The sequence below is a fragment of the Micromonospora sp. BQ11 genome (assembly GCF_052068135.1).
Lineage (GTDB): Bacteria > Actinomycetota > Actinomycetes > Mycobacteriales > Micromonosporaceae > Micromonospora.
This window is the reverse complement of the sequence record NZ_JBQHDB010000006.1, coordinates 332724-359024: the sequence shown is the minus strand read 5'-3', so window position 1 is coordinate 359024 and position 26301 is coordinate 332724. Positions and strand designations below refer to the sequence as shown.

Here is a 26301-nt window from a genome sequence, read left to right as displayed (position 1 = left end):
TCTCCCGTTACCAGACGAAGGCGAGGACTTCCCCGCCAACGCTCCGCTTGCGGGCCTGCCGGTCGGTGAGCAGCCCCTGGGACGTCGAAATGATCGCCACGCCCAGCCCACCGAGCACCCGCGGGAGCCCGTCCGACTTGGCGTACACCCGGAGACCGGGCTTGGACACGCGCTTGATGCCGGCCAGGCTCCGCTCGCGGTTCTGGCCGTACTTCAGCTCGACGACCAGTCGCTTGCCGACGGCGCCCTCCTCGGGCTCCTCGACCGACCAGGTGGCGATGTAACCCTCGGCCTTGAGGACCTCGGCGATGTTCGCCTTGATCTTCGAGTAGGGCATCGTCACCCGGTCGTGGTACGCCTGGTTGGCGTTACGCAGACGCGTGAGCATGTCTGCGATCGGGTCGGTCATCGTCATGAAACTCGTCAGCCTTTCTCGCCGGGGTTCCCGGGGTCTGTCGCCACGGGCCTACGGCGAAGAGCAATACGTGATCGGTGCAAGGGGTCCCGGCCGTGCGGCCGGGACTCGGTCGCCCTTACCAGGAAGCCTTGGACACGCCCGGCAGCTCACCGCGGTGGGCCATCTCCCGGATGCACACCCGGCAGAGACCGAACTTGCGGTAGACCGCCTTGGGACGCCCGCACCGCTGGCAGCGGGTGTACGCGCGAACCGAGAACTTCGGCTTCGCGGCCGCCTTGATGATCAGCGCCTTCTTGGCCATCTCAGTTCTCCTTGAACGGGAAGCCCAGGAGCTTGAGCAGCGCCCGGCCCTCGTCGTCGGTCGTGGCGGTCGTGACCACCGTGATGTCCATGCCCCGCTGGCGATCGATCCGGTCCTGGTCGATCTCGTGGAACACCGACTGCTCGGTCAGACCGAACGTGTAGTTGCCGTGCCCGTCGAGCTTGCGCCCGTCCAGACCGCGGAAGTCGCGGATACGCGGCAGGGCGATGGACAGCAGCCGGTCCAGGAACTCCCACATCCGGTCGCCGCGAAGGGTGACCTTCGCGCCGATCGGCATGCCCTCGCGGAGCTTGAACTGCGCGATGGACTTGGTCGCCCGTCGCACCTGCGGCTTCTGGCCGGTGATGGTGGCAAGGTCCCGGACGGCGCCGTCGATCAGCTTGGCGTCCCGGGCGGCCTCGCCGACACCCATGTTGACGACGATCTTGACCAGCCGCGGCACCTGCATGGCGTTGCCGTACTGGTACTGCTCGCGCAGCTGGTTCACGATCTCGTTGCGGTACCGCTCCTTGAGGCGCGGCATGGTCTTTTCGGTAGCCGTGGTCATCACAGGTCCTTACCGGTGCTACGCGCGATGCGGACCTTCTGGCCGTTCTCGTCGATCCGGTAACCGACGCGGGTCGGCTTCCCGTCGGAGTCCAGGACCGCCACGTTCGAGACGTGGATCGGGGCCTCCTGGGTGACGATGCCACCGGTCTTGGCGCCACGCTGGGTGGTGCTGATGCGGGTGTGCTTCTTGACCCGGTTCACGCCCTCGACCAGGACCTTGTCCTGCCGCGGGTAGGCCGCGATGACCTTGCCCTTGGCACCCTTGTCCTTGCCGGCGATGACGACGACCGTGTCGCCCTTCTTGACCTTCACGGTCACAACACCTCCGGCGCGAGGGAAATGATCTTCATGAACCGCTTGTCCCGCAGCTCCCGACCCACCGGGCCGAAGATACGGGTACCACGCGGGTCCCCGCCGTCCTTGATGATGACGGCGGCGTTCTCGTCGAAGCGGATGTACGACCCGTCCGGGCGCCGCTTCTCCTTGGCGGTGCGAACGACGACAGCCTTGACGACGTCGCCCTTCTTCACACCGGCACCCGGGATCGCGTCCTTGACGGTGGCCACGATGACGTCGCCGATGCTCGCGTAGCGCCGACCGGAGCCACCGAGAACCCGGATGCACAGGATCTCCCGGGCACCCGTGTTGTCGGCGACGCGCAGTCGCGACTCCTGCTGAATCACGTCTATCTCCTATGTCTGCCGGTTCTCCGGCCGCACGAGGCGGCCGGAGCCTGGCGGAACCTGCGCCCGACCGTCGCCGGGCGAGCTCGAGCCTTCGCTACTTGGCCTTTTCCAGGATCTCCACGATCCGCCAACGCTTGGTGGCGGACAGCGGCCGGGTCTCCATGATCAGGACCCGGTCGCCGGTGCCGGCGGCGTTCTGCTCGTCGTGCACCTTCAGCTTGCGCGTACGGCGCATGATCTTGCCGTACAGAGCGTGCTTGACCCGGTCCTCGACCTCGACCACGACGGTCTTTTCCATCTTGTCGCTGACCACGAGGCCCTCACGCACCTTGCGGCGGGCCCGCGCGGTGGCGGTGGTGTTCTCGCTCATGATGCAGTCACCTCAGTCGGCGCGACCGAGAGACCAAGCTCGCGCTCACGCATGATCGTGTAGATCCGGGCGATCTCCCGGCGGATGACCTGCAGCCGCCGGTTGTTGTCGAGCTGCCCGGTTGCGGCCTGCACGCGGAGGTTGAACAGCTCCGCCTTGGCCTCGCGCAGCTTCGTGACCAACTCCTCCTCGGAGAGCTCACGCAGCTCGGAAGGCTTGACGCCAGCTGCCATCAGGATTCACCCACTTCGCGCGTAACAATGCGGCACTTCATCGGGAGCTTGTGGATCGCGCGACGCATCGCCTCTCGCGCGATCTGCTCGTTGGGGAAGGACATCTCGAAGAGAACCCGCCCCGGCTTCACGTTGGCGACCCACCACTCGGGCGAACCCTTACCGGAACCCATCCGGGTCTCGGCCGGCTTCTTGGTCAGCGCCTGGTCCGGGAAGATCGTGATCCAGACCTTGCCGCCACGCTTGATGTGACGGGTCATCGCGATACGCGCCGACTCGATCTGGCGGTTGGTCACGTACGCCGGCTCGAGAGCCTGGATCCCGAACTCGCCGAACACCACCCGGTTACCACCCTTGGACGCGCCACTGCGGTCCGGGTGGTGCGGCTTGCGGAAGCCCTTCGGGGGCTTGCGCGGCATCAGCATCTGTCAGCCCTCCTGCTGCGTTTCTGCCGGCTGGTTGGCGGCCGGAGCAGACGCCGTGGCGGCGACAGCGCCAGCGTCCACGGGCTCGCCGCTCGGCGTCTCGGCCTGCTGCGCGATCGTGGTCGCGGCAGCCCGGCCAGCCTCGGTGCCGCCAGCCGTCGTGCCGGACGAACCCGACCGACCACGGCGCGGACGCTCCGGACGGTCGCCACGCTCACCACGACGCGGACGCGACGGAGCCTCGGTCGGGGTCTCCCGACCCGGCACCGCGTCGCCCTTGTAGATCCAGACCTTCACGCCGATCCGGCCGAAGGTGGTACGGGCCTCGAAGAAGCCGTACTCGATGTTGGCCCGCAGCGTGTGCAGCGGAACCCGACCCTCGCGGTAGAACTCGGTCCGGCTCATCTCGGCGCCGCCGAGACGACCCGAGACCTGGACCCGGATGCCCTTGCAGACCGGGTTCTTCATCGCGGACTGCATCGCCTTGCGCATGGCCCGACGGAAGCTGACCCGGGAGGACAGCTGCTCGGCCACGCCCTGCGCGACGAGCTGGGCGTCCGACTCGGGGTTCTTGACCTCGATGATGTTGAGCTGGACCTGCTTGCCGGTGAGCTTCTCGAGCTCGCCCCGGATCCGGTCGGCCTCCGCACCCTTCCGGCCGATGACGATGCCCGGCCGGGCGGTGTGGATGTCGACGCGGACCCGGTCGCGGGTGCGCTCGATGTCGACCTTGGAGATCCCGGCGCGCTCGAGGCCCTTGGACATCATCCGGCGGATCTTGACGTCCTCGCCGATGTAGTCCTTGTAGAGCTTGTCCGCGAACCAGCGGGACTTCCAGTCGGTCGAGATGCCGAGCCGGAACCCGTGCGGGTGAACCTTCTGACCCATTACTCGGCACCCTCCGTCTTGCTCTGCGTCTCAGCCGGCTCGGCCTGCTTCGCCGGAGCCGCCTTCTTCGCCGCCGCCTTCTTCGGCGCGGCCGGAGCCACCGCCTCGACCGCGATGGTGATGTGGCACGTGCGCTTGCGGATCCGGAAGGCCCGGCCCTGCGCCCGCGGCTGGAACCGCTTCATGGTCGGGCCCTCGTCCACGAACGCCTCGCTGACGAGCAGCGCGTCAGGGTCCAGCCGCTCGTTGTTCTCCGCGTTGGCGATCGCGCTCGCGAGCACCTTGTACACCTGCTCGCTCGCAGCCTGCGGCGCGAACTGCAGCACCGTGAGCGCCTCCTTCGCGGGCAGGCCGCGGACGAGGTTGACCACCCGGCGCGCCTTCATCGGCGAGATGCGCACGTGCCGCGCAACCGCCCGCGCGCCCGGAAGCACCGGAGCGTCGCCCTTTCCTGGCATCGCTGTAACCCCTTGTTCCTCTATCCGTATGCCCGCGGCGTCAGCGCCGACGGCTCTTCCGGTCGTCCTTCTCGTGACCCTTGAACGTGCGGGTCAGCGCGAACTCGCCGAGCTTGTGCCCGACCATCGCCTCGGTCACGAACACCGGGACGTGCTTGCGTCCGTCGTGCACGGCGATCGTGTGACCCAGCATCTCCGGGATGATCGTCGAGCGCCGCGACCAGGTCTTGATGACGTTCTTCGAGCCCTTGTCGTTCTGCGTCTCCACCTTCTTGAGCAGGTGGTCGTCGACGAACGGGCCCTTCTTCAGGCTGCGAGGCATGTCTTATCTCCCTCAGCCGCGCTTACGCGTGGCGTAGCGGCGGCGGACGATCAGCCGGTCACTCGGCTGGCCCTTACGACGGGTGCGGCCCTCGGGCTTACCCTGCGGGTTGACCGGGTGGCGACCGCCGGAGGTCTTACCCTCACCACCACCGTGCGGGTGGTCGACCGGGTTCATGGCGACACCACGGACCGTCGGGCGCTTGCCCTTCCAGCGCATGCGGCCGGCCTTGCCCCAGTTGATGTTCGACTGGTCGGCATTGCCGATCTCGCCGATGCTCGCGCGGCAGCGGACGTCGACCCGCCGGATCTCACCGGACGGCATACGGAGGGTCGCGTACGCGCCCTCACGACCGAGCAGCTGGATGCCGACGCCGGCCGAGCGGGCCAACTTGGCGCCGCCGCCCGGACGCAGCTCCACGTTGTGGATGGTGGTACCGACCGGGATGTTGCGCAGCGGCAGGTTGTTGCCCGGCTTGATGTCGGCACCCGGACCCGACTCGACCGCGTCGCCCTGCTTCAGGTCCTTCGGCGCGATGATGTACCGCTTCTCGCCGTCGGCGTAGTGCAGCAGCGCGATACGCGCGGTGCGGTTCGGGTCGTACTCGATGTGGGCGACCTTCGCCGGCACGCCGTCCTTGTCGACCCGCTTGAAGTCGATCAGACGGTACTGGCGCTTGTGGCCGCCACCGTGGTGCCGCGTGGTGATCCGGCCGTGGGCGTTACGCCCGCCCTTCTTCGGCAGCGGAGCCAGCAGCGACTTCTCCGGCGTGGACCGGGTGATCTCGGCGAAGTCGGCGACGCTGGAGCCACGCCGGCCCGGCGTCGTCGGCTTGTACTTACGGATAGCCATTGTCTACACCCCTCAGCTGACCGGGCCGCCGAAGGCCTCGATACGGTCACCGTCAGCCAGCTTCACCATCGCCCGCTTGGTGTCCTTGCGCTTCCCGAACCCGGTACGGGTCCGCTTGCGCTTGCCCTCGCGGTTGAGCGTGTTGACCGTCAGGACGCGGACGTTGAAGATCTGCTGGATAGCGATCTTGATCTCGGTCTTGTTCGCGTCCGGGTGCACCAGGAAGGTGTACCAGTTGCGGTTCAGCTCGCTGTAGCTCTTCTCCGAGACGACCGGCGCGACGATGATGTCGCGCGGATCGGCGATCGTGCTCACTTGCCACCCTCCTCGGTGGTCTCGGCGGGAACGCCCAGGAACTCGTCCAGGGCCTCCTTGGTGAAGACCACGTCGTCGGCCACCAGCACGTCGTACGTGTTGAGCTGGCCGGCCTCGATGAGGTGCACCCGCGGCTCGTTGCGCAGCGACACCCAGTTCAGCTCGTCGGTGCTGCTCAGCACGACCAGGACCCGACGGGCCCCGGTCAGCTTGGCGAGCGTGGCCAGAGCGGCCTTGGTCGACGGCTTCTCACCCGAGACGAACGCCTCGACGACGTGCACCTGCCCGGCGCGGGCCCGATCCGACAGGGCGCCACGGAGCGCGGCGGCCTTCATCTTCTTGGGGGTGCGCTGGCTGTAGTCGCGCGGGACCGGGCCGTGCACCACACCGCCGCCGGCGAACTGCGGCGCGCGGATCGAGCCCTGGCGGGCACGACCGGTGCCCTTCTGCTTGTACGGCTTCTTGCCGCCACCGGCGACCTCGCCGCGGGTCTTGACCTTGTGCGTGCCCTGCCGGGCCGCCGCGAGCTGGGCCACCACGACCTGGTGCATCAGCGCGACGTTGGCCTGGACGTCGAAGATGTCGCCGGGCAGCTCGACCGAGCCGCTCTTGGCGCCTTCGACGTTGAGGACGTCAACGGTGGTCACTTGGCCACACCGCCCTTCTTCACCTTGGACTTGGCCGCGGTGCGGACCAGGACCAGCGCGCCCTTCGGGCCAGGGATGGCACCGCGGACGAGCAGGAGGTTGTTCTCGGTGTCGACCGCCTGGACGGTCAGGTTCTGGACGGTGTAGCGCTTGCCACCCATCCGGCCGGCCATCCGGGTGCCCTTGAAGACACGACCCGGGGTGGCGCAGGCGCCGATGGAGCCCGGCGAGCGGTGCTTGCGCTCGACACCGTGACCGGCGCCCAGGCCGTGGAAGCCGTGCCGCTTCATGACGCCGGCGTAGCCCTTGCCCTTGGTCTTGCCCGTCACGTCGATCGAGACGCCGGCCGGGAACTCCTCGACCGTGACCTCCTGGCCGAGCGAGTACTCGGCGGCGTCGGCGGTGCGCAGCTCGACGATGTGCCGGCGCGGCGCGACGTCCGCCTTCGCGTAGTGCCCGCTGATCGGCTTCTTCACCTTGCGCGGGTCGATCGTGCCGTACGCCAGCTGGACTGCGGAGTAACCGTCCTTCTCGGCGCTACGAACCTGGCTGATGACGCAGGGGCCGGCCTGAACCACGGTCACGGGAACAATCTTGTTGTTGTCCCAGACCTGGGTCATGCCGAGCTTCGCGCCCAGGATCCCCTTGACTTGCCTGTCCATTTGTCCGGTCCCTACAGCTTGATCTCGATGTCGACGCCAGCCGGCAGGTCGAGGCGCATGAGCGAGTCGACCGTCTTCGGGGTCGGGTCGATGATGTCGATCAGCCGCTTGTGCGTGCGCATCTCGAAGTGCTCGCGCGAGTCCTTGTACTTGTGCGGCGAGCGGATGACGCAGAAACGGTTGATCTCCGTGGGCAGCGGCACCGGGCCAGCGACCTGCGCCCCGGTACGCGTCACCGTCTCGACGATCTTCCGAGCCGAGGAGTCGACGACCTCGTGGTCATAGGCCTTGAGCCGGATGCGGATCTTCTGTCCCGCCATGGTGGCTTCTGTTCCTTCTCTCGATGCCGCTGTGTCGCGGGTGCCTGTACCGGCTGGCACAGGCCCTCTTCGCCGACCCCCGCGGTCGGGCGTGTCGCGCCCTGGGACCAGGCTCCGCCCCGGGACTCCGGAGCGGGTCTGACCGCGCGGTGGGTCAAGGCGCCGATCGCATTACCGCGACCTGAACGCCGTGCGAGGGTGGTTGGCGGACGGGCCGCCAACCACCCCACGCCCGACTGCTCTACCGCCCCGGAGGTTCAGCCTAAGCCGAACACGGCGCAGCGAACTGTCGTTACGCAACCTGACTAGTATGCCGCACGACCGGCGGCGGGTCTAATCGGGGTTACCTAGCTCACTTGATGATCTTGGTGACGAACCCGGCGCCGACGGTGCGGCCACCCTCGCGGATCGCGAACTTGAGGTTCTCCTCCATGGCGATGGGCTGGATCAGCTTCACCGTCATGGTGGTGTTGTCACCCGGCATGACCATCTCGGTGCCCTCGGGGAGCGTGACGACACCGGTGACGTCCGTGGTCCGGAAGTAGAACTGCGGACGGTAGTTCTGGAAGAACGGGGTGTGCCGGCCGCCCTCCTCCTTGGAGAGGATGTAGACCGTCGCCTCGAACTCCGTGTGCGGGGTCGTGGTGCCCGGCTTGACGACCACCATGCCGCGCTCGACGTCCTCGCGCTTGATGCCGCGCAGCAGCAGACCGACGTTCTCGCCCGCGCGGGCCTCGTCGAGCAGCTTGCGGAACATCTCGATACCGGTGCAGACCGTCTTCTGCGACTTCTCGCGGATACCGACGAGCTCCACCTCCTCGTTCGGCTTGAGGATGCCGCGCTCCGCGCGACCGGTGACGACGGTGCCACGACCGGTGATCGTGAACACGTCCTCGATCGGCATGAGGAACGGCTTCTCGGTCTCGCGCTCCGGCTGCGGGATCGCGGTGTCGACCGCGGTCATCAGGTCCAGGAGCTTGCCGGTCCACTCGGGGTCACCCTCGAGGGCCTTCAGGGCCGAGACCCGGACGACCGGCAGGTCGTCACCCGGGTACTCCTGCGCCGAGAGCAGCTCACGGACCTCGAGCTCGACGAGCTCCAGGAGCTCCTCGTCGTCGACCATGTCGCTCTTGTTGAGCGCCACGACGATGTACGGCACACCGACCTGACGGGCCAGCAGCACGTGCTCGCGGGTCTGCGGCATCGGGCCGTCGGTCGCCGCCACCACCAGGATCGCGCCGTCCATCTGCGCGGCACCGGTGATCATGTTCTTGATGTAGTCGGCGTGACCGGGGCAGTCGACGTGCGCGTAGTGCCGCGCCTCGGTCTGGTACTCGACGTGCGCGATCGAGATCGTGATGCCGCGGGCCTTCTCCTCCGGCGCCTTGTCGATCTCGTCGAACGGCGTGTACGGGTTCAGGTCCGGGAACTGGTCGTGCAGGACTTTGGTGATGGCCGCCGTCAGCGTCGTCTTACCGTGGTCGATGTGACCAATGGTGCCGATGTTGACGTGCGGCTTAGTCCGCTCGAACTTCGCCTTCGCCACTGGTGTCCTCCTGTGGACTTCTTGGTTCTTCTCGCCCCGGCGCGCCGATTGGCGCTTAGGACTCTGTCGACAGCCTTTCCGGCCTGACGGCCGGAGAGCTTTGGTGGGTTCTGCGGCGATGAAGCCTACAGGCCCGGTCTCACGCAACCCGACCCTGGTGGTCGCGGGAGGGAGTTCCCTCCCGCGACCACCGACGGATCATCGGATCAGTTCAGGTGACCGTCACTCACCGGTCGCCTTGGCGATGATCTCCTTCGCCACGCTCTGCGGAACCTCGGCGTAGGAGTCGAACTGCATGCTGTAGCTAGCCCGGCCCTGGGTCTTCGACCGCAGGTCGCCGACGTAGCCGAACATCTCCGACAACGGCACCAGAGCCCTCACGATGCGGGCGCCACTGCGCTCCTCCATCGCCTGGATGATCCCGCGGCGGGAGTTGAGGTCGCCGATGACGTCACCCATGTTCTCCTCGGGAGTGGTGACCTCAACGGCCATCATCGGCTCGAGCAGCGCGGGGTCGGCCTTGCGGGCCGCCTCCTTCATCACCATCGAGCCGGCGATCTTGAATGCCATTTCGGACGAGTCGACCTCGTGGTACTGGCCGTCCAGCAGGGTCAGCTTGACACCCACCAGCGGGAAGCCGGCGAGAATGCCGTACTGCATGGCGTCCTGCGCACCCGCGTCCACCGACGGGATGAACTCCCGGGGGATGCGGCCACCGGTGACGGCGTTCGCGAACTCGTACGTCGGCGAGTCGTTGTCCAGCGGCAGCGGCTCGACGCTCACGATGACGCGGGCGTACTGGCCGGAACCACCGGTCTGCTTCTTGTGGGTGTACTCGATCTTCTCCACCTTGCGGCGGATCGTCTCGCGGTACGCCACCTGCGGCTTGCCGATGTTCGCCTCGACGTTGAACTCGCGGCGCATCCGGTCGACCAGGATGTCCAGGTGCAGCTCGCCCATGCCGGAGATGACCGTCTGACCGGTCTCCTCGTCCAGCTTGACGCGGAAGGTCGGGTCCTCCTCGGCCAGCCGCTGGATGGCGGTGCTGAGCTTCTCCTGGTCGGCCTTGGTCTTCGGCTCGATGGCGACCTCGATGACCGGCTCCGGGAAGGTCATCGACTCCAGGATGACCGGGTTCGCCGGGTCGCACAGCGTGTCACCGGTGGTGGTCTGCTTGAGACCCTGCACCGCGATGATGTCGCCAGCCTGGGCCGAGCCGCGCTCTTCCCGCTTGTTGGCGTGCATCTGGTAGATCTTGCCGATGCGCTCCTTGCGGTCCTTGGTGGAGTTGACCACCTGGGTGCCGGTCTCGACCACGCCGGAGTAGACCCGGACGTAGGTGAGCTTGCCGAGGTGCTTGTCGGTCTGGATCTTGAAGGCCAGGCCGGAGAACGGCTCCGACTTCGACGGCTTCCGCTGCAACGGCGTCTCGCCGTCGGTCGCCGTGCCCTCGATCGCCGGAACGTCCAGCGGCGACGGCAGGAAGTCGACCACGGCGTCGAGCATGGGCTGCACGCCCTTGTTCTTGAACGCCGAGCCGCAGAGCACCGGGTTGGCCTTGCTGGCGATGGTGGCCCGACGGATGGCGGCCTTGATCTCCTCGACGGAGATCTCCTCGCCCTCCAGGTACTTCTCCATCACCGCGTCGTCGACGTCGGCGAGGGTCTCCATCAGCTTCTCGCGCCACTCCGCCGCGGAGTCGGCCAGGTCGGCCGGGATCTCCTCGATGGCGTAGTCCTCACCCTTCTGGGTCTCCCCACGCCAGGTGAGCGCGCGCATGCCGATCAGGTCGACGATACCGATGTGGTCGCCCTCGAGCCCGATCGGGATCTGGAGGACCAGCGGCGTGGCGTTGAGCCGGTCGATCATCATCTGCACGCAGCGGAAGAAGTCCGCGCCGGTGCGGTCGAGCTTGTTGACGAAGCACATGCGCGGGACGTGGTACTTGTCGGCCTGCCGCCAGACGTTCTCCGTCTGCGGCTCCACGCCGGCGACACCGTCGTAGACCGCGACCGCACCATCCAGCACCCGCAGCGACCGCTCGACCTCGACCGTGAAGTCGACGTGGCCGGGCGTGTCGATGATCTGGATCGTGTGGCCCTTCCACTCACACTTGGTGGCAGCGGAGGTGATGGTGATACCACGCTCCTGCTCCTGCTCCATCCAGTCCATGACGGCAGCGCCCTCGTGGACCTCACCGATCTTGTAGGTGATACCGGTGTAGAACAGGATCCGCTCGGTGGTTGTGGTCTTACCGGCATCGATGTGCGCCATGATGCCGATGTTGCGTACGTTGGCGAGCGCGTCTGCGGCGGCCACTTCAATCCCTACTTATCGTCGTCTCGACACAACTGGTGGCGGTTCCGGCGCCCGTGGGCGCCGGAACCAGGGTGTTACCAGCGGTAGTGCGCGAAGGCCTTGTTGGACTCGGCCATCTTGTGCGTGTCCTCGCGCCGCTTGACGGCGGCACCCAGACCGTTGCTCGCGTCCAGCAGCTCGTTCATCAGGCGCTCGACCATGGTCTTCTCACGGCGCGCCTTGGAGTACGTCACCAGCCAGCGCAGACCGAGGGTGGTCGCCCGGGACGGACGGACCTCGACCGGCACCTGGTAGGTCGCGCCACCGACACGGCGGCTGCGGACCTCGAGGGTCGGCTTGACGTTGTCCATCGCCCGCTTCAGGGTGACGACCGGGTCGGTGCCGGACTTCTCACGGCAGCCCTCGAGAGCGGCGTACACGATGCGCTCGGCGAGCTGACGCTTGCCGCGCAGCAGGATCTTGTTCACCAGCTGGGTGACCAGCGGCGAGTTGTACACCGGGTCAGCGACCAGCGGCCGCCGCGGAGCGGGTCCCTTACGCGGCATGTCAGCTCTTCTCCTTCTTCGCGCCGTAACGGCTGCGCGCCTGCTTGCGGTTACGGACACCCTGGGTGTCCAGCGAACCGCGAACGATCTTGTAACGCACGCCGGGGAGGTCCTTCACCCGGCCGCCGCGGACGAGCACGATCGAGTGCTCCTGCAGGTTGTGACCGACGCCCGGGATGTAGGCGGTCACCTCGATCTGGCTGCTGAGCTTGACACGGGCGACCTTGCGGAGCGCCGAGTTCGGCTTCTTGGGGGTGGTGGTGTACACGCGGGTGCACACGCCGCGCCGCTGAGGGGAACCCTTCAGCGCCGGGGTCTTGGTCTTGGTCGTCTTGGCCTGTCGGCCCTTTCGGACCAGCTGCTGGATCGTGGGCACCGGGTTTCTCCGCTCCCTTCGGCCGCATCGCGGCCGCGCCGTCTGACGTAACCGGCCTGCTGACCGGTTCTCCTACATTCCGACCAGGGCCGCCTCTCGGAGGCCCCGGCACCCGCGGTCGGGCGTGTCGCCCAGCTCACGGTCCCGTTGTCGGCGCTCGCACGCGACCCCGGGGTCTGTCACCGGCACACGGCGGGCCGCGAACCGGTTCTTGTGGCTGTGTCGTGCCGCAGCCGGACCGTCGGATTCATCGGATCCAGCGCACGCACGAGTTGCCCGGGCACGCCCGGGCACAAGGGGAAAGAGTACCTACCACAACCGCGCTGGTCAAAACGGAGTGGCCGGTGGGATGTCCCACCGTCAGTCCATCGGCTCCGTCGCGCCAACCCGCCCGTGATGGGCACCTACGAACACAAGTGTACCGGCTGTTCCGGAGCGCGGCCCGTCGGCCCCGGTGCCCGGGGCACCGGAGCGCGCCGGCCGGCCACACCGGCCACCCGCGTCACGCGAACGACACCAGCAACGACAGTCCCAACCCGACCAGGCTCAGCAGCACCCCGGCCGCCCCGCAGCTCACCCCGGCCAGGGCCAGGCCCCGACCGGTGAAGCGCACCGCCGGCGGTGCCACCGGGCGGCGGATCTGCCGGAGCGCGAGCAGGCCGGCGACGGTCGCGCCCGTCCCGGTCAGCGCGCCCAGCAGGGTGATCGCGCCGGCGGCCCAGACTCCGCCCTGGCCGCCGGCGACCAGGCCGACGCAGATCACCAGCAGCGACACCAGGATCGAGGCGACACCGCCCACCAGCGCGCCGACCGCCAGCCCGGACGTGACCGGCGGCACGTCGAGGTGCACGACCCCGAACGGCGTACCGGCCACCGCGTCGACCCGCCGTGGGCGGGGCGTCTGCCCGGGCGGCGGGGGCGTCACGGCCGGCCCGGAGACCGGCGGGTGTCCCCACCCCGGGCTCGCGGCGGGGGGTGTGCCGGGAGCACCCGGGCCCCACCCAGGACCGGCACCCGACGACGGAGGCGGACCGCCGTACGGCGTACCCCATCCCGGTCCGGACGGCGGCGGTCCCCACCCGGGCCCCGACGGCGGCGGCGTCCACGGACGGACGGGCGGAGCCGACGCGGTCGGCGGCGGGTACCCCACCACACCGGCGTCCGGCGGCGCGCTCGGCCGTGCCCACCCACCGTTGTCGGGTGTGGTGGGGTGCGGACCGTCGGTGTGCGGCGCCGTCGGGTCGGTGCCCGGGGGGCGCGCCGGTTCCGTCACGGATCCTCCTGTCGGCAGCGGGCGTCCACCGCCGTGCGACGGACACCGGCCAGGCTACCGCCGGCAGCCGGACCGCCGACGCCCGGCGGGGACCCATCCCCCGCGGGCGGTCAGTCCACGTTCGGTGCGAAGTCCTGCCCGAAGGGCGCCTCGGCCAGCCGCACGACGGCGATCACCACCATCGCCACGACGCTCACCGCGGCGAGCGTCAGGCCCGTCCACGCCAGCCGCTCCCCCCGCCGCAGCCAGGCCGCGCCGGTGAGGAAACCCCCCGAGACGTACGCCTCCCGGCGCGCCTGCCGGGCCAGCTGCAGCGCCACCGTCGCCGGCACCACTCCGCCGACGAACAGACCGGTCAGCGCCGCGATGAGGCCCAACGCGAAGACCGCGCGTGCCTTGGTGGAGCGGGTCGGGTCCGGATCCAGCGGGTGGCGCGGCGGACCCGGCGGGGCGAGGGGCACCGGCCCGGGCAGGGTCGTCATGCCCTCCATCATGCCGCGTCCACCGGCCGACGGAGCCGGCACGCCGGTCCCCGGACCCCGAACACGACGAGGCCCCCGGCGGGTGCCGGGGGCCTCGTCGTCGCAACTGCTTAGCGGTACGACCCGAAGTCGAAGTCGTCCAGCGGCACTGCCTGCCCGCTGGCCGGCCCGAACCCGTAGTCGGTCTCCGGGTAGCCGGTCATCGAGTAGACCTTGGCCTTGGCCTCCTCGGTCGGCTCCACCCGGACGTTGCGGTACTTGCTGATGCCGGTACCGGCCGGGATGAGCTTACCGATGATCACGTTCTCCTTGAGGCCGACCAGCGAGTCGCTGCGCGAGTTGATCGCCGCGTCGGTCAGCACCCGGGTGGTCTCCTGGAAGGAGGCCGCCGAGAGCCAGGAGTCGGTGGCCAGCGAGGCCTTGGTGATACCCATCAGCACCGGGCGACCGGCGGCGGGCTCGCCGCCCTCGCCCACGAGCCGGCGGTTCTCCGACTCGAACAGCGCCCGGTCGACCAGCACGCCCGGCAGGAACTCGGTCGAGCCGGAGTCGATGACCGTCACCCGCTTGAGCATCTGGCGGATGATGATCTCGATGTGCTTGTCGTGGATGAGCACACCCTGCGAGCGGTAGACCTCCTGGACCTCCTGGGTCAGGTGGACCTGGACCGCACGCGGGCCGAGGATGCGGAGCAGCTCGTGCGGGTCGACCGTACCGACCGTGAGCTTCTCGCCGACCTCGACGTGGTCGCCGTCGTTGGCCAGCAGACGGACGCGCTTGGAGATCTTGTCGTAGACGATCTCGTCGCTGCCGTCGTCCGGCACCACGATGATCTTCCGCGACCGCTCGCCGTCCTCGATCCGGATCCGGCCGGGGGTGTCGGCGATCGGCGCCTTGCCCTTCGGGACCCGGGCCTCGAAGATCTCCTGCACACGCGGCAGACCCTGGGTGATGTCCTCACCCGCGACACCACCGGTGTGGAAGGTACGCATCGTGAGCTGCGTACCCGGCTCACCGATCGACTGGGCGGCGATGATGCCGACCGCCTCGCCGACGTCCACCGTCTTGCCGGTCGGCAGCGAGCGGCCGTAGCACGCACCGCAGACGCCCAGCTTCGACTCGCAGGTCAGCACGCTGCGCACCCGGATGGTCTCCACCCCGGCGGCGACGATCCGGTCGACCAGGATCGAGTTGACGTCCTGGCCCCGCTCGGCGACGACGGTGCCGTCCGGCCCCTTGATGTCGTCGGCCAGCGTACGGGCGTGCACGCTGGTCTCGGCGTGCTCGTGCACGACCAGCCCGCCGTCGCGCCGCTGCCCGATCTGCATCGGGATGGCCCGGTCGGTGCCGCAGTCCTCCTCGCGGATGATGACGTCCTGCGAGACGTCCACCAGACGACGGGTCAGGTAACCCGAGTCGGCGGTACGCAGGGCGGTGTCCGCGAGACCCTTACGGGCACCGTGCGTGGAGATGAAGTACTCCAGCACGGACAGACCCTCCCGGTAGCTGGCCTTGATCGGCCGGGGGATGATCTCGCCCTTCGGGTTGGCCACCAGACCACGGATCGCGGCGATCTGCCGGAGCTGGAGCAGGTTACCGCGGGCACCCGAGTTGATCATCTTCCACAGCGGGTTCTCCTGCGGCAGCGCGGTGTCCATCTCCTTGGCGACCTCGTTCGTCGCCTTGGTCCAGATCTCGATGAGCTCGCCGCGACGCTCCTCGGCGGTCATCAGACCACGCTGGTACTGCTTGTCGATCCGGTCGGCCTCGGCCTCGTACCGCTCCAGGATCTCCCGCTTGCGCGGCGGAGCGATGACGTCCTCCATGCCGATCGTCACGCCGGACCAGGTGGCCCAGTGGAAGCCGGCCTCCTTGAGCCCGTCCAGGGTGGCCGCGAGGGCCACCTTCGGGAAGCGCTCGGCGAGGTCGTTGACGATCGCGGAGAGCTGGCCCTTGCGGATCTCGTAGTTCACGAACCGGTAGCCCTGCGGCAGGGTCTCGTTGAACAGGACCCGGCCCAGCGTGGTCTCCACCGTCAGCGGGTCACCCTCGACCCAGCCCTCCGGCGCGGTCCACGGCTCGGCGCCCGCCCCGTTGTCGACGCCGACGACGCCGCGCAACCGGATCCGGACCGGAGCCTGCAGGTGCAGTTCGCCGTTGTCGAACGCCATCCGCGCCTCGGCGTCGGAGCTGAACGCCCGACCCTCGCCCCGCTCACCCGCGGTGAGGTGGGTGAGGTGGTAGAGACCGATGATCATGTCCTGGGTGGGCATGGTCACCGGCTTGCCGTCGGCCGGCTTGAGGATGTTGTTCGACGAGAGCATCAGGATCCGCGCCTCGGCCTGGGCCTCGGCGGACAGCGGCACGTGCACCGCCATCTGGTCACCGTCGAAGTCGGCGTTGAACGCGGTGCAGACCAGCGGGTGGATCTGGATCGCCTTGCCCTCGACCAGCTGCGGCTCGAAGGCCTGGATGCCCAGACGGTGCAGGGTCGGTGCCCGGTTGAGCAGCACCGGGTGCTCGCCGATGACCTCTTCCAGCACATCCCAGACGACCGGCCGCTGCCGCTCGACCATCCGCTTGGCGGACTTGATGTTCTGTGCGTGGTTGAGGTCGACCAGCCGCTTCATGACGAAGGGCTTGAACAGCTCCAGCGCCATCTGCTTCGGCAGGCCGCACTGGTGCAGCTTCAGCTTCGGGCCGACGACGATGACCGAACGACCGGAGTAGTCCACGCGCTTGCCCAGCAGGTTCTGCCGGAACCGGCCCTGCTTGCCCTTGAGCATGTCGGACAGCGACTTGAGCGGGCGGTTGCCCGGCCCGGTGACCGGCCGGCCACGACGGCCGTTGTCGAACAGCGCGTCGACGGCCTCCTGGAGCATCCGCTTCTCGTTGTTGACGATGATCTCGGGCGCGCCGAGGTCGATCAGCCGCTTGAGGCGGTTGTTCCGGTTGATCACGCGGCGGTACAGGTCGTTCAGGTCGGAGGTCGCGAAGCGGCCACCGTCCAGCTGCACCATCGGACGCAGGTCCGGCGGGATGACCGGCACGCAGTCGAGCACCATGCCGAGCGGCGAGTTCCGGGTGTTCAGGAACGCCGCGACGACCTTGAGCCGCTTGAGCGCCCGGATCTTCCGCTGACCCTTACCGGTGCGGATGGTCTCCCGCAGGCTCTCGGCCTCGGCGTCGAGGTCCATGTTCTGGACCAGCGCCTTGATGGCCTCGGCGCCCATGCCACCGGTGAAGTACTCGCCGAACCGGTCCCGCAGCTCGCGGTAGAGCAGCTCGTCGGTGACCAGCTGCTTCGAATCCAGCTTGCGGAAGGTGTCCAGCACCTCGTCCAGGCGGTCGATTTCGCGCTGGGCCCGGTCGCGGATCTGGCGCATCTCGCGCTCTCCGCCCTCCTTGACCTTGCGCCGGACGTCCGCCTTCGCGCCCTCGGCCTCCAGCTCGGCCAGGTCGGCCTCGAGCTTGGCGGCCCGCTTCTCGATCTCCGAGTCGCGGCTGTTCTCCGACTGCCGCTTCTCGGCCAGGATCTCGTTCTCGATGGTCGAGAGGTCACGGTGACGCGACTCGGCGTCCACGCTCGTCACGACGTACGAGGCGAAGTAGATGATCTTTTCGAGGTCCTTGGGGGCGAGGTCCAGCAGGTAGCCCAGCCGGCTCGGCACGCCCTTGAAGTACCAGATGTGGGTCACCGGAGCGGCGAGCTCGATGTGCCCCATCCGCTCACGACGGACCTTCGACCGGGTCACCTCGACGCCGCAGCGCTCGCAGATGATGCCCTTGAAGCGGACCCGCTTGTACTTACCGCAGTAGCACTCCCAGTCCCGCTGCGGACCGAAGATCTTCTCGCAGAAGAGTCCGTCCTTTTCCGGCTTGAGCGTGCGGTAGTTGATCGTCTCGGGCTTCTTGACCTCACCGTGCGACCACTGACGGATGTCGTCGGCGGTGGCGAGGCCGATGCGCAGCTCGTCGAAGAAGTTGACGTCGAGCACTATGTCCCCTATGTCGTCGTCTGTACTGCTAGCTAGTGGGTGGGGTCGGGAGCCGGCGAGCCGGCTCCCGACCGCTCACCTCAGACCTCTTCGACCGAGCTCGGCTCGCGCCGGGACAGGTCGATGCCCAGCTCCTCCGCCGCCCGGAAGACCTCGTCGTCGGTCTCGCGCATCTCCAGGGCCACACCGTCGCTGGACAGCACCTCGACGTTGAGGCACAGCGACTGCAGCTCCTTGAGCAGCACCTTGAACGACTCCGGGATGCCCGGCTCGGGGATGTTCTCGCCCTTGACGATGGCCTCGTAGACCTTGACCCGGCCGAGGACGTCGTCCGACTTGATGGTCAGCAGTTCCTGCAGGGCGTAGGCGGCGCCGTACGCCTGCATCGCCCAGCACTCCATCTCACCGAAGCGCTGGCCACCGAACTGCGCCTTACCACCCAGCGGCTGCTGCGTGATCATCGAGTACGGGCCGGTCGACCGGGCGTGGATCTTGTCGTCGACCAGGTGGTTGAGCTTGAGGATGTAGATGTAGCCGACGGCGATCGGGTCCGGCAGCGGCTCGCCGGAGCGACCGTCGAACAGCTGCGCCTTGCCGGAGGAGCCGATCAGCTGCTTGCCGTCCCGGTTGGGCAGGGTCGACGAGAGCAGACCGGAGATCTCCTCCTCCCGGGCACCGTCGAAGACCGGGGTGGCCACGTTGGTGTCCCCCTCGGACTCGTGGGCGTCGATCGAGCGCAGCGCCTTCTTCCAGTCGGCGTCGTCGCCCTGGACGCTCCAGCCGGTCTTGGCCACCCACCCGAGGTGGGTCTCCAGGACCTGGCCGATGTTCATCCGGGACGGCACACCCAGCGGGTTCAGCACGATGTCGACCGGGGTGCCGTCCTCCAGGAACGGCATGTCCTCGACCGGCAGGATCTTGGAGATGACGCCCTTGTTGCCGTGCCGGCCCGCGAGCTTGTCACCGTCCTGGATCTTGCGCTTCTGGGCGACGTAGACCCGGACCAGCTCGTTGACGCCCGGGGGCAGCTCGTCGCCGTCCTCGCGGGAGAAGGTACGCACGCCGATGACCGTGCCGGTCTCGCCGTGCGGCACCTTCAGCGAGGTGTCCCGGACCTCACGCGCCTTCTCACCGAAGATCGCGCGGAGCAGCCGCTCCTCCGGGGTCAGCTCGGTCTCGCCCTTCGGCGTGACCTTGCCGACCAGGATGTCGCCGGGGACGACCTCGGCGCCGATCCGGATGATGCCGCGCTCGTCGAGGTCGGCGAGCATTTCCTCGCTGACGTTCGGGATGTCGCGGGTGATCTCCTCCGGGCCGAGCTTGGTGTCCCGCGCGTCGACCTCGTGCTCCTCGATGTGGATCGAGGTGAGCACGTCCTGCTGCACGAGGCGCTGCGACAGGATGATCGCGTCCTCGTAGTTGTGGCCCTCCCAGCACATGAACGCCACGAGCAGGTTGCGCCCGAGCGCCATCTCGCCCTCGTCGGTGCACGGACCGTCGGCGATGACCTGACCGGCCTCGACGCGGTCGCCCTCGAAGACGACCGGCTTCTGGTTGACGCAGGAGCCGGCGTTGGAGCGGCGGAACTTGTGCAGCAGGTACGTCCGGCGGTGGCCGTCGTCCTGGTGGATGGTGATGTAGTCGGCGCAGAGGTCCTCGATGACGCCACCGACCTCGGCGACCACCACGTCACCGGCGTCGACGGCCGCGCGGTACTCCATGCCCGTACCGACCAGCGGAGCCTCGGCCTTGACCAGCGGCACCGCCTGGCGCTGCATGTTCGCGCCCATCAGCGCCCGGTTGGCGTCGTCGTGCTCGAGGAACGGGATCATCGCGGTCGCAACCGAGGTCATCTGCCGCGGCGAGACGTCCATGTAGTCGACGGCGCTGGGAACCACGTCCTCGGTCTCGCCGCCCTTACGGCGGCACAGGACCCGGTCCTCGGCGAAGGTGCCGTCCGCCTTCAGCGGAGCGTTGGCCTGCGCCTTGACGAACCGGTCCTCCTCGTCCGCGGTCAGGTAGTCGATCTGGTCGGTGACCCGACCCTCGATGACCTTCCGGTACGGCGTCTCGATGAAGCCGAACGGGTTGACCCGGGCGAAGGTGGACAGGGCGCCGATCAGGCCGATGTTCGGGCCTTCCGGCGTCTCGATCGGGCACATCCGGCCGTAGTGGGACGGGTGCACGTCGCGAACCTCGAAGCCGGCCCGCTCCCGGGACAGACCACCCGGGCCGAGCGCGCTCAGCCGGCGCCGGTGGGTCAGACCCGCCAGCGGGTTGGTCTGGTCCATGAACTGGGACAGCTGCGACGTACCGAAGAACTCCTTGATCGCCGCCACCACGGGACGGATGTTGATCAGGGTCTGCGGCGTGATCGCCTCGACGTCCTGAGTCGTCATCCGCTCACGGACGACGCGCTCCATCCGGGACAGACCGACCCGGACCTGGTTCTGGATCAGCTCGCCCACGGTACGCAGACGACGGTTGCCGAAGTGGTCGATGTCGTCGGCCTCGTAGCCGTCCTCACCGGCGTGCAGCCGGCACAGGTACTCCACGGTCGCGACGACGTCGTCCTCGGTGAGCGTGCCGGTGGTGATCGGCACGTTCACTTCGAGCTTCTTGTTGAACTTGTATCGACCGACCTTGGCGACGTCGTACCGCTTCGGGTTGAAGAAGAGGTTGTCGAGCAGGGTCTGGGCGTTCTCGCGGGTCGGCGGCTCGCCAGGGCGGAGCTTCCGGTAGATGTCGAGCAGCGCCTCGTCCTGGCCGGCGATGTGGTCCTTCTCGAGCGTGGTCATCATCAGCTCGGACCAGCCGAACTTCTCGCGGATCTGCTCGGCCGACCATCCGATGGCCTTGAGCAGGACCGTGACGGCCTGCCGACGCTTGCGGTCGATGCGAACGCCGACCGTGTCGCGCTTGTCGATGTCGAACTCCAGCCAGGCACCCCGGCTCGGGATGACCTTGACACTGGAGAGGTCGCGGTCGGAGGTCTTGTCCGGCTGCTTGTCGAAGTAGACGCCCGGGGACCGGACGAGCTGGCTGACCACGACGCGCTCGGTGCCGTTGATGATGAAGGTGCCCTTCGGCGTCATCATCGGGAAGTCACCCATGAACACCGTCTGGCTCTTGATCTCGCCGGTGGTGTTGTTGGTGAACTCCGCGGTCACGAACAGCGGGGCGCAGTAGGTCAGGTCCTTCTCCTTGCACTCCTCGATCGAGGCCTTGACCTCGTCGAAGCGCGGAGCCGAGAAGGAGAGCGACATGGTGCCGGAGAAGTCCTCAATGGGACTGATCTCTTCGAGGATCTCCGCGAGACCCGAGCGTGCGTGCGGGTCGTCCGCCGACCGGCCCTGCCAAGCCTCGTTGCCGACGAGCCAGTCGAAGGACTCGTTCTGAATGGCGAGGAGGTTGGGGACCTCGAGGTGTTCGGTGATCCTGCCGAAAGAAACTCGGCGGGGAGCGAAAGCGCTCGACGTACGACTGGTCTTCGCAGGGCGGGAAGCTGCCAAGATGCGTCCTTCCGAGGACCGGTGCTGCAGAACGGCTGGTACGCGTGCACTCCAATGACCCCACCAGAAATATCCGCAAACGGACATTTCCGAGCAGGGGTCAAGTCGGAAGGCAGCGCAAACTAGCAGTGTAGCCGAGAGGCTAACCGCTGTCCAGCCCACCCCGCAGTTCGTCGCGGAACGTGCCTCGGGACCCCTCGAACGGGGTCTCACCGGGCCGCTCAGAACGCCACGTTCCTGCGGACCGCCCGGGTGCGGCGGCGAGGGTCTCGCTGCTTTACCCAAGTGGTGGCCGTTGCAAGCGCGGAAGGTCTTGCTGGTGTCAGCGTGCCTGCCGGGCCGGGGCCGCGTCAAGGGCCGGCCCCGGGTCGCCGGGTCTTTCCCACCGACGGGCTACCGCCGGCCGCGCCGGCACCGCGCCGAGCCGCGCGCCGACCGCCCTGCTCACGTGCACTGCCGCCGGACCCACCAACGCCGGTGGGCGGCGATCCGTTCCCGGATCGCCGCCCACCGTGACGCGGTGTGTGCCCCGGCTCACGTGGAGCGGGACGCGCGCCTGGATGGAGCTCAGGTCACTTGAGGGTGACCTTGGCGCCCTCACCCTCGAGCTTGGCCTTGGCCTTCTCGGCGGTCTCCTTGTTGACCTTCTCCAGGATCGCCTTCGGCGCGGACTCGACCGCGTCCTTGGCCTCCTTGAGGCCCAGGCCGGTCAGCTCACGCACGACCTTGATGACCTGGATCTTCTTGCCACCGTCGGCCTCGAGGACGACGTCGAACTCGTCCTTCTCCGCCTCCGGCTCGGCAGCGGCGCCGCCGCCGGCCGGGCCGGCCATCATCATCGCGGCCGGGGCCGCGGCGGTGACCTCGAAGGTCTCCTCGAACTGCTTCACGAACTCGGAGAGCTCGATCAGCGTCATCTCCTTGAACGCGTCGAGCAGCTCGTCGGTGCTGAGCTTCGCCATGTCTGGCGTCCTTTCCTACGGGGATCACTAAGACTGAACTGGGTGCGCCGGGAGGCCTCAGGCCGCCTCGGCGCCCTCCTTCTCGCGCTTGTCCTGCAGTGCGGCCGCCAGACGGGCGGTCTTGGAGAGCGGAGCCTGGAACAGGGCCGCGGCCTTGCTCAGGTTGCCCTTCATCGCGCCGGCCAGCTTGGCCAGCAGCACCTCACGGGACTCCAGGTCGGCGAGCTTCGTGACCTCGGCCGCGGTAATGGCCTTGCCCTCGAAGACGCCGCCCTTGATGACGAGCTTCGGGTTGGCCTTCGCGAAGTCGCGAAGGCCCTTCGCCGCCTCGACGACGTCGCCCGAAACGAAAGTCAGCGCGGTAGGACCGGTGAACAGCTCGTCGAGGCCGGAGATGCCCGCATCGGTCGCAGCACGCTTTGCCAACGTGTTCTTCGCGACCGTGTAGGTGGTCTCCTTGCCGAGCGAGCGCCGCAGCTGGGTGAGCTGGGAAACCGTCAGACCACGGTATTCGGTCAGCACCGCAGCGCCCGCGTTGCGGAAGCTCTCGGTCAGCTCAGCGACGGCCGTGGCCTTGTCGGCCCGGATCGGCTTGTCCGCCATGTCCCTCCTCTCGTTGCTCGGAAGCTGGTCACCATCGTCAGCCGGGAGGCTGACGACGGGGACGGAGGCCATCGCGTCAACGAGAAAAGCCCCGGCGCAGGGCGCACGGGGCGAGGGCCGGCACGCGCACACGGTCGGCGGACCATGTTCACAGCCGAGTTTCGCTTGCCGCCCTGCGCGGGTCGCCCGTCGTTGCGGAACCTTCGACCGTGCCGGAGCACGGTGACCAGCGGTCTCTGGGTGGAACTTCGCGGCCAAGGTTACGCGACACCTACGGTGACCACCAAATCGCCCCCCGCGTGCCCCGCGTCACCTGCCTGCTGGGACCGTCTCAGGGCCGGAAGCGGCGGTGCCACAGGTAGGCGGCACCCGCCACCGCGCACCACGCGACCGTCCAGGCGGTCAGCAGCACCACCGCCCGACCGGAGAGGTCGCCGGCAGCCGCCCGGGCGGTCGCCATCACCGGTGGCACGAGCCACGGCGCCACCGAGTCACGCATCCCCAGGACGACCGCCCCGACACCGCCGACGGTGAGTACCGCGACGCCGTACCCGGCGCTCCCGGTCGAGACCCGGCTCGCCAGGGCGCCCAGCGCGACCGCCGCGGGCAGTGCCAGCAGGTGCGCCCAGACCCCGATCGCGATCCCGGCCGGCACCGACCGGTCCCCCGGGTCGACCGGCCCGGTCACCCCGCCGACCAGCCACGGGAAGACCATCGCCACCGCGACCGTCACCAGCGCGGCCAGGGCGGCCGCGAGCAGGCCCGCCGCGTACTCGCGGGCGGGCCCGACCAGGACCCGGGCCAGGCGTCGCTGCCCGTCCGGCTCCACGTCCAGCAGGATCTTGGTCTGCCACGCCAGCACCGGGAAGAGCACCACCGCGGAGACGCCGTACGCCTCCGCCGGCTGGGCCCGGCCGCCGCCGTAGAGGATGCCCAGGGCCACCAGGCCGGCGAGCACCGGCGCCAGCGCCCTGCCGGTACGCAGGAAGGCCGCCAGCCGCAGCCGTACCAGCGCGGTCAACGAACCTCCTCCCGAGGCGGGCCGGCGGTGCCGGGCGTACCGGAGACCGGATCGGTGGTGGCGGGCGCGGCGTCGGGGCGTACCCGCAGGACGTGGTGGCCGTCGGCGCGCAACCGGGCCACGGTGCCGGCCACGCGCGCGGCCGGCACCGCCAGCTCGACCACCGCGAGGGCCTCGCCCCCGGCCGGCTCCTCCTCGACGACCGCGCCGTCGGCGACCGCCCACCGGCGGGCGCCGGGCAGCCGGGCCGTCTCGCCGCGATGGTCGCTGACCAGGACCGACCCGCCGGTGGTGAGCACCTCGTCGACCAGCTCCGGAACCAGGTCCCGCGCCGCGGCGTCCAGCCCCTCCCACGGCTCGTCCAGCACCAGCAGGCCCGGGTCACCGAGCATGGCCTGGGCCAGACCCACCTTCTGCGCCGTTCCCTTGGACAACTCGGGCAGCCGGACCGCGCGGAAGGGGGTGAGCCCGAGCCGGGCCGTCCACCGTCGCACCGCCCCGTCCGTCTCGGCACGGGACAGCCCGGCGATCCGGCCCATCCCGGTCAGGTAACGCTCCACGGTGAAGGGCTGGTCGGCCGGGAAGCGCTCCGGCACCCACCCCACCGACCGGGACCGGTCGACCACCCGGCCCCGGACCGGCCGCAGCACCCCGGCCGCGAGCTGGAGCAGGGTCGACTTGCCGACTCCGTTCCCGCCGGCCACGACGACCACCGCACCCGGCTCGACCCGTACCCGCACGCCCCGCAGCACCCAGGGACCTCGCCGCCGGTACCGGAACCAGACGTCCTCCAGCCGCATGCCCGGAGCCTGCCACAGCGGACAGACGGACGGGGCCCCGCCACGGTCGTGGCGGGGCCCCGTCGCGGGGAGTTGCGGCTCAGGCCTCGGCCGAGCCCTCCTGCAGGTTCTTCACCACGTTCGGGTCGACCGGGACACCCGGGCCCATGGTGGTGGTGAGGACGACCTTCTTCAGGTACTTGCCCTTGGCGGCGGACGGCTTGGCCCGCAGGACCTCGTCGAGGACCGCCGCGTAGTTGTCCACCAGCTGGGTCTCCGAGAACGAGGCCTTGCCGATGATCAGGTGCAGGTTGGAGTGCTTGTCCACCCGGAAGGTGATCTTGCCGCCCTTGATGTCCGAGACGGCCTTGGTGACGTCCATGGTCACCGTGCCGGTCTTCGGGTTCGGCATGAGACCGCGCGGGCCCAGGATCCGCGCGATCCGGCCGATCTTGGCCATCTGGTCGGGCGTGGCGATCGCCGCGTCGAAGTCCAGCCAACCGCCCTGGATCCGGGCGACCAGCTCGTCGGTGCCCACCTCGTCCGCACCGGCGGCGACGGCCTCCTCGGCCTTCGCGCCGGCGGCGAAGACGATCACGCGGGCGGTCTTACCGGTGCCGTGCGGCAGGTTGACCGTGCCGCGGACCATCTGGTCCGCCTTGCGGGGGTCGACGCCGAGGCGCATCGCGACCTCGACCGTGGCGTCGAACTTGACGTTGGTGGTCTCCTTGGCCAGCTTCACGGCCTCGGCGGGGGTGTAGAGCTTGGACCGGTCGATGACGTCGGCGGCCTTGCGGTAGCTCTTGCTGCGCTGCATTTCTGCTTACTCCTGTGGTCTCTGGCGGGCCGCGGCGACCGCGCGCCCTCCCACGAACTGATCGGGTGAGTGCTGACCGACGTCAGTCGTTGACGACGATGCCCATCGACCGGGCGGTGCCGGCGATGATCTTCGCAGCCTGGTCGATGTCGTTGGCGTTGAGGTCGACCATCTTCTTCTCGGCGATCTCACGCACCTGAGCCTGCGACACGGAGCCGACCTTGTCCTTCTGCGGGACGCCCGAGCCCTTGTCCACACCGGCGGCCTTGAGCAGCAGCCGGGCGGCGGGCGGGGTCTTCAGCACGAAGGTGAAGGACCGGTCCTCGTACACGCTGATCTCGGCGGGGACGATGTCGCCCCGCTGGGACTCGGTCTGCGCGTTGTACGTCTTGCAGAACTCCATGATGTTCACGCCGTGCTGACCGAGCGCGGGGCCGACCGGCGGCGCCGGCGTGGCCTGGCCCGCCTTCAGCTGAAGCGTGAACGTCTTGACGAGCTTCTTCTTCGGAGGCATGTCACTTCCTGGGGCTTGGAACTGGGATAGGTGCCGGCCGCGGGCGCGCACGGTCAGCGCGGTACGAGCGGCGACGTTCTAGGGTAG

At 68.7% G+C, this 26301-nt stretch carries 30 protein-coding genes; all 30 read right to left on the bottom strand.

Annotation, left to right across the window (positions count from 1 at the left end; genetic code table 11):
* Window positions 1-7: 7 nt before the first annotated feature.
* On the bottom strand, window positions 8-415 hold the full coding sequence (gene rpsH, locus ACTMSW_RS15980) for a 30S ribosomal protein S8 (RefSeq protein WP_013288624.1): 408 nt from the start codon (window positions 413-415) through the stop codon (window positions 8-10).
* Window positions 416-533: 118 nt separating this feature from the next.
* A complete protein-coding gene (locus tag ACTMSW_RS15975) occupies window positions 534-719 on the bottom strand; it encodes a type Z 30S ribosomal protein S14 (RefSeq protein WP_007465272.1) in 186 nt (61 codons plus the stop codon).
* A 1-nt stretch (window position 720) separates the two neighbouring features.
* A complete protein-coding gene (gene rplE, locus ACTMSW_RS15970) occupies window positions 721-1287 on the bottom strand; it encodes a 50S ribosomal protein L5 (protein WP_441181376.1) in 567 nt (188 codons plus the stop codon).
* Window positions 1287-1607: a 50S ribosomal protein L24 gene (gene rplX, locus ACTMSW_RS15965; protein ID WP_357030286.1), complete on the bottom strand. Its 321-nt coding sequence runs from the start codon at window positions 1605-1607 to the stop codon at window positions 1287-1289. Before rplX ends, rplE begins: the two co-directional genes overlap by 1 nt.
* Entirely contained in the window at window positions 1604-1972 is a 369-nt protein-coding gene (gene rplN, locus ACTMSW_RS15960; protein WP_007073026.1) for a 50S ribosomal protein L14, read from the bottom strand. The genes rplX and rplN overlap by 4 nt, the downstream gene beginning before the upstream one ends.
* Window positions 1973-2069: 97 nt before the next feature.
* The gene (gene rpsQ / locus ACTMSW_RS15955) at window positions 2070-2345 is read right to left on the bottom strand and encodes a 30S ribosomal protein S17 (RefSeq protein ID WP_441181375.1); all 276 of its coding nucleotides are present in this window, start codon (window positions 2343-2345) and stop codon (window positions 2070-2072) included.
* On the bottom strand, window positions 2342-2578 hold the full coding sequence (gene rpmC / locus ACTMSW_RS15950; protein WP_350681994.1) for a 50S ribosomal protein L29: 237 nt from the start codon (window positions 2576-2578) through the stop codon (window positions 2342-2344). The genes rpsQ and rpmC overlap by 4 nt, the downstream gene beginning before the upstream one ends.
* On the bottom strand, window positions 2578-3003 hold the full coding sequence (rplP, locus tag ACTMSW_RS15945) for a 50S ribosomal protein L16 (RefSeq protein WP_007465292.1): 426 nt from the start codon (window positions 3001-3003) through the stop codon (window positions 2578-2580). The genes rpmC and rplP overlap by 1 nt, the downstream gene beginning before the upstream one ends.
* A gap of 3 nt (window positions 3004-3006) precedes the next feature.
* Window positions 3007-3891 carry a 30S ribosomal protein S3 gene (gene rpsC / locus ACTMSW_RS15940; protein WP_441181374.1) on the bottom strand — a complete coding sequence of 295 codons (885 nt, stop codon included), beginning with the start codon at window positions 3889-3891 and terminating at the stop codon, window positions 3007-3009.
* Complete coding sequence (rplV, locus tag ACTMSW_RS15935; protein ID WP_441181373.1) at window positions 3891-4349, bottom strand: 50S ribosomal protein L22; 459 nt, start codon at window positions 4347-4349, stop codon at window positions 3891-3893. Before rplV ends, rpsC begins: the two co-directional genes overlap by 1 nt.
* Before the next feature lie 40 nt (window positions 4350-4389).
* Window positions 4390-4671, bottom strand: coding sequence for a 30S ribosomal protein S19 (gene rpsS / locus ACTMSW_RS15930; RefSeq protein WP_007073032.1), 282 nt, complete (start codon window positions 4669-4671; stop codon window positions 4390-4392).
* A gap of 12 nt (window positions 4672-4683) precedes the next feature.
* The gene (gene rplB, locus ACTMSW_RS15925) at window positions 4684-5523 is read right to left on the bottom strand and encodes a 50S ribosomal protein L2 (protein ID WP_046567215.1); all 840 of its coding nucleotides are present in this window, start codon (window positions 5521-5523) and stop codon (window positions 4684-4686) included.
* Window positions 5524-5535: 12 nt separating this feature from the next.
* Complete coding sequence (gene rplW, locus ACTMSW_RS15920) at window positions 5536-5838, bottom strand: 50S ribosomal protein L23 (RefSeq protein ID WP_076466668.1); 303 nt, start codon at window positions 5836-5838, stop codon at window positions 5536-5538.
* Window positions 5835-6485, bottom strand: coding sequence for a 50S ribosomal protein L4 (gene rplD / locus ACTMSW_RS15915; RefSeq protein ID WP_441181372.1), 651 nt, complete (start codon window positions 6483-6485; stop codon window positions 5835-5837). The genes rplW and rplD overlap by 4 nt, the downstream gene beginning before the upstream one ends.
* The gene (gene rplC / locus ACTMSW_RS15910) at window positions 6482-7147 is read right to left on the bottom strand and encodes a 50S ribosomal protein L3 (protein ID WP_441181371.1); all 666 of its coding nucleotides are present in this window, start codon (window positions 7145-7147) and stop codon (window positions 6482-6484) included. The genes rplD and rplC overlap by 4 nt, the downstream gene beginning before the upstream one ends.
* 11 nt (window positions 7148-7158) lie before the next feature.
* The gene (gene rpsJ, locus ACTMSW_RS15905; RefSeq protein ID WP_007073037.1) at window positions 7159-7467 is read right to left on the bottom strand and encodes a 30S ribosomal protein S10; all 309 of its coding nucleotides are present in this window, start codon (window positions 7465-7467) and stop codon (window positions 7159-7161) included.
* A gap of 352 nt (window positions 7468-7819) precedes the next feature.
* Window positions 7820-9013, bottom strand: a complete 1194-nt coding sequence (tuf, locus tag ACTMSW_RS15900) for an elongation factor Tu (protein WP_441181370.1) — start codon at window positions 9011-9013, stop codon at window positions 7820-7822.
* 222 nt (window positions 9014-9235) lie between these two features.
* A complete protein-coding gene (gene fusA / locus ACTMSW_RS15895) occupies window positions 9236-11332 on the bottom strand; it encodes an elongation factor G (protein WP_441181369.1) in 2097 nt (698 codons plus the stop codon).
* Between the two features lie 74 nt (window positions 11333-11406).
* Window positions 11407-11877, bottom strand: a complete 471-nt coding sequence (gene rpsG, locus ACTMSW_RS15890) for a 30S ribosomal protein S7 (RefSeq protein ID WP_441181368.1) — start codon at window positions 11875-11877, stop codon at window positions 11407-11409.
* A gap of 1 nt (window position 11878) precedes the next feature.
* The gene (gene rpsL / locus ACTMSW_RS15885) at window positions 11879-12253 is read right to left on the bottom strand and encodes a 30S ribosomal protein S12 (RefSeq protein ID WP_007465318.1); all 375 of its coding nucleotides are present in this window, start codon (window positions 12251-12253) and stop codon (window positions 11879-11881) included.
* Window positions 12254-12755: 502 nt separating this feature from the next.
* Entirely contained in the window at window positions 12756-13127 is a 372-nt protein-coding gene (locus ACTMSW_RS15880; RefSeq protein ID WP_441181458.1) for a hypothetical protein, read from the bottom strand.
* A gap of 509 nt (window positions 13128-13636) precedes the next feature.
* A complete protein-coding gene (locus tag ACTMSW_RS15875) occupies window positions 13637-14008 on the bottom strand; it encodes a hypothetical protein (RefSeq protein WP_441181367.1) in 372 nt (123 codons plus the stop codon).
* A gap of 110 nt (window positions 14009-14118) precedes the next feature.
* The gene (locus ACTMSW_RS15870; protein ID WP_441181366.1) at window positions 14119-18006 is read right to left on the bottom strand and encodes a DNA-directed RNA polymerase subunit beta'; all 3888 of its coding nucleotides are present in this window, start codon (window positions 18004-18006) and stop codon (window positions 14119-14121) included.
* Window positions 18007-18086: 80 nt separating this feature from the next.
* Window positions 18087-21518 (bottom strand): DNA-directed RNA polymerase subunit beta, encoded by a 3432-nt coding sequence (gene rpoB, locus ACTMSW_RS15865; RefSeq protein WP_441181365.1) that lies wholly within the window; start codon window positions 21516-21518, stop codon window positions 18087-18089.
* A gap of 572 nt (window positions 21519-22090) precedes the next feature.
* Window positions 22091-22480, bottom strand: a complete 390-nt coding sequence (rplL, locus tag ACTMSW_RS15860) for a 50S ribosomal protein L7/L12 (RefSeq protein ID WP_357037918.1) — start codon at window positions 22478-22480, stop codon at window positions 22091-22093.
* A 57-nt stretch (window positions 22481-22537) separates the two neighbouring features.
* Window positions 22538-23083: a 50S ribosomal protein L10 gene (gene rplJ, locus ACTMSW_RS15855; RefSeq protein WP_357037921.1), complete on the bottom strand. Its 546-nt coding sequence runs from the start codon at window positions 23081-23083 to the stop codon at window positions 22538-22540.
* Between the two features lie 331 nt (window positions 23084-23414).
* Window positions 23415-24104 (bottom strand): hypothetical protein, encoded by a 690-nt coding sequence (locus ACTMSW_RS15850; RefSeq protein ID WP_441181364.1) that lies wholly within the window; start codon window positions 24102-24104, stop codon window positions 23415-23417.
* Entirely contained in the window at window positions 24101-24904 is an 804-nt protein-coding gene (locus ACTMSW_RS15845) for an ATP-binding cassette domain-containing protein (protein ID WP_441181363.1), read from the bottom strand. Before ACTMSW_RS15845 ends, ACTMSW_RS15850 begins: the two co-directional genes overlap by 4 nt.
* Before the next feature lie 79 nt (window positions 24905-24983).
* Window positions 24984-25700 carry a 50S ribosomal protein L1 gene (gene rplA / locus ACTMSW_RS15840; protein ID WP_441181362.1) on the bottom strand — a complete coding sequence of 239 codons (717 nt, stop codon included), beginning with the start codon at window positions 25698-25700 and terminating at the stop codon, window positions 24984-24986.
* A gap of 82 nt (window positions 25701-25782) precedes the next feature.
* Window positions 25783-26214: a 50S ribosomal protein L11 gene (rplK, locus tag ACTMSW_RS15835; protein ID WP_441181361.1), complete on the bottom strand. Its 432-nt coding sequence runs from the start codon at window positions 26212-26214 to the stop codon at window positions 25783-25785.
* Between the last annotated feature and the right edge of the window lie 87 nt (window positions 26215-26301).

Bases quoted from the DNA above. Each gene is read 5' to 3' on its own strand.
- rpsH (WP_013288624.1), bottom strand. From the start codon at position 415: ATGACGATGACCGACCCGATCGCAGACATGCTCACGCGTCTGCGTAAC.
- ACTMSW_RS15975 (WP_007465272.1), bottom strand. From the start codon at position 719: ATGGCCAAGAAGGCGCTGATCATCAAGGCGGCCGCGAAGCCGAAGTTC.
- rplE (WP_441181376.1), bottom strand. From the start codon at position 1,287: ATGACCACGGCTACCGAAAAGACCATGCCGCGCCTCAAGGAGCGGTAC.
- rpsQ (WP_441181375.1), bottom strand. From the start codon at position 2,345: ATGAGCGAGAACACCACCGCCACCGCGCGGGCCCGCCGCAAGGTGCGT.
- rpmC (WP_350681994.1), bottom strand. From the start codon at position 2,578: ATGGCAGCTGGCGTCAAGCCTTCCGAGCTGCGTGAGCTCTCCGAGGAG.
- rplP (WP_007465292.1), bottom strand. From the start codon at position 3,003: ATGCTGATGCCGCGCAAGCCCCCGAAGGGCTTCCGCAAGCCGCACCAC.
- rpsC (WP_441181374.1), bottom strand. From the start codon at position 3,891: ATGGGTCAGAAGGTTCACCCGCACGGGTTCCGGCTCGGCATCTCGACC.
- rplV (WP_441181373.1), bottom strand. From the start codon at position 4,349: ATGCCAGGAAAGGGCGACGCTCCGGTGCTTCCGGGCGCGCGGGCGGTT.
- rpsS (WP_007073032.1), bottom strand. From the start codon at position 4,671: ATGCCTCGCAGCCTGAAGAAGGGCCCGTTCGTCGACGACCACCTGCTC.
- rplB (WP_046567215.1), bottom strand. From the start codon at position 5,523: ATGGCTATCCGTAAGTACAAGCCGACGACGCCGGGCCGGCGTGGCTCC.
- rplC (WP_441181371.1), bottom strand. From the start codon at position 7,147: ATGGACAGGCAAGTCAAGGGGATCCTGGGCGCGAAGCTCGGCATGACC.
- rpsJ (WP_007073037.1), bottom strand. From the start codon at position 7,467: ATGGCGGGACAGAAGATCCGCATCCGGCTCAAGGCCTATGACCACGAG.
- rpsG (WP_441181368.1), bottom strand. From the start codon at position 11,877: ATGCCGCGTAAGGGACCCGCTCCGCGGCGGCCGCTGGTCGCTGACCCG.
- ACTMSW_RS15875 (WP_441181367.1), bottom strand. From the start codon at position 14,008: ATGACGACCCTGCCCGGGCCGGTGCCCCTCGCCCCGCCGGGTCCGCCG.
- rplL (WP_357037918.1), bottom strand. From the start codon at position 22,480: ATGGCGAAGCTCAGCACCGACGAGCTGCTCGACGCGTTCAAGGAGATG.
- rplJ (WP_357037921.1), bottom strand. From the start codon at position 23,083: ATGGCGGACAAGCCGATCCGGGCCGACAAGGCCACGGCCGTCGCTGAG.
- ACTMSW_RS15845 (WP_441181363.1), bottom strand. From the start codon at position 24,904: ATGCGGCTGGAGGACGTCTGGTTCCGGTACCGGCGGCGAGGTCCCTGG.
- rplA (WP_441181362.1), bottom strand. From the start codon at position 25,700: ATGCAGCGCAGCAAGAGCTACCGCAAGGCCGCCGACGTCATCGACCGG.
- rplK (WP_441181361.1), bottom strand. From the start codon at position 26,214: ATGCCTCCGAAGAAGAAGCTCGTCAAGACGTTCACGCTTCAGCTGAAG.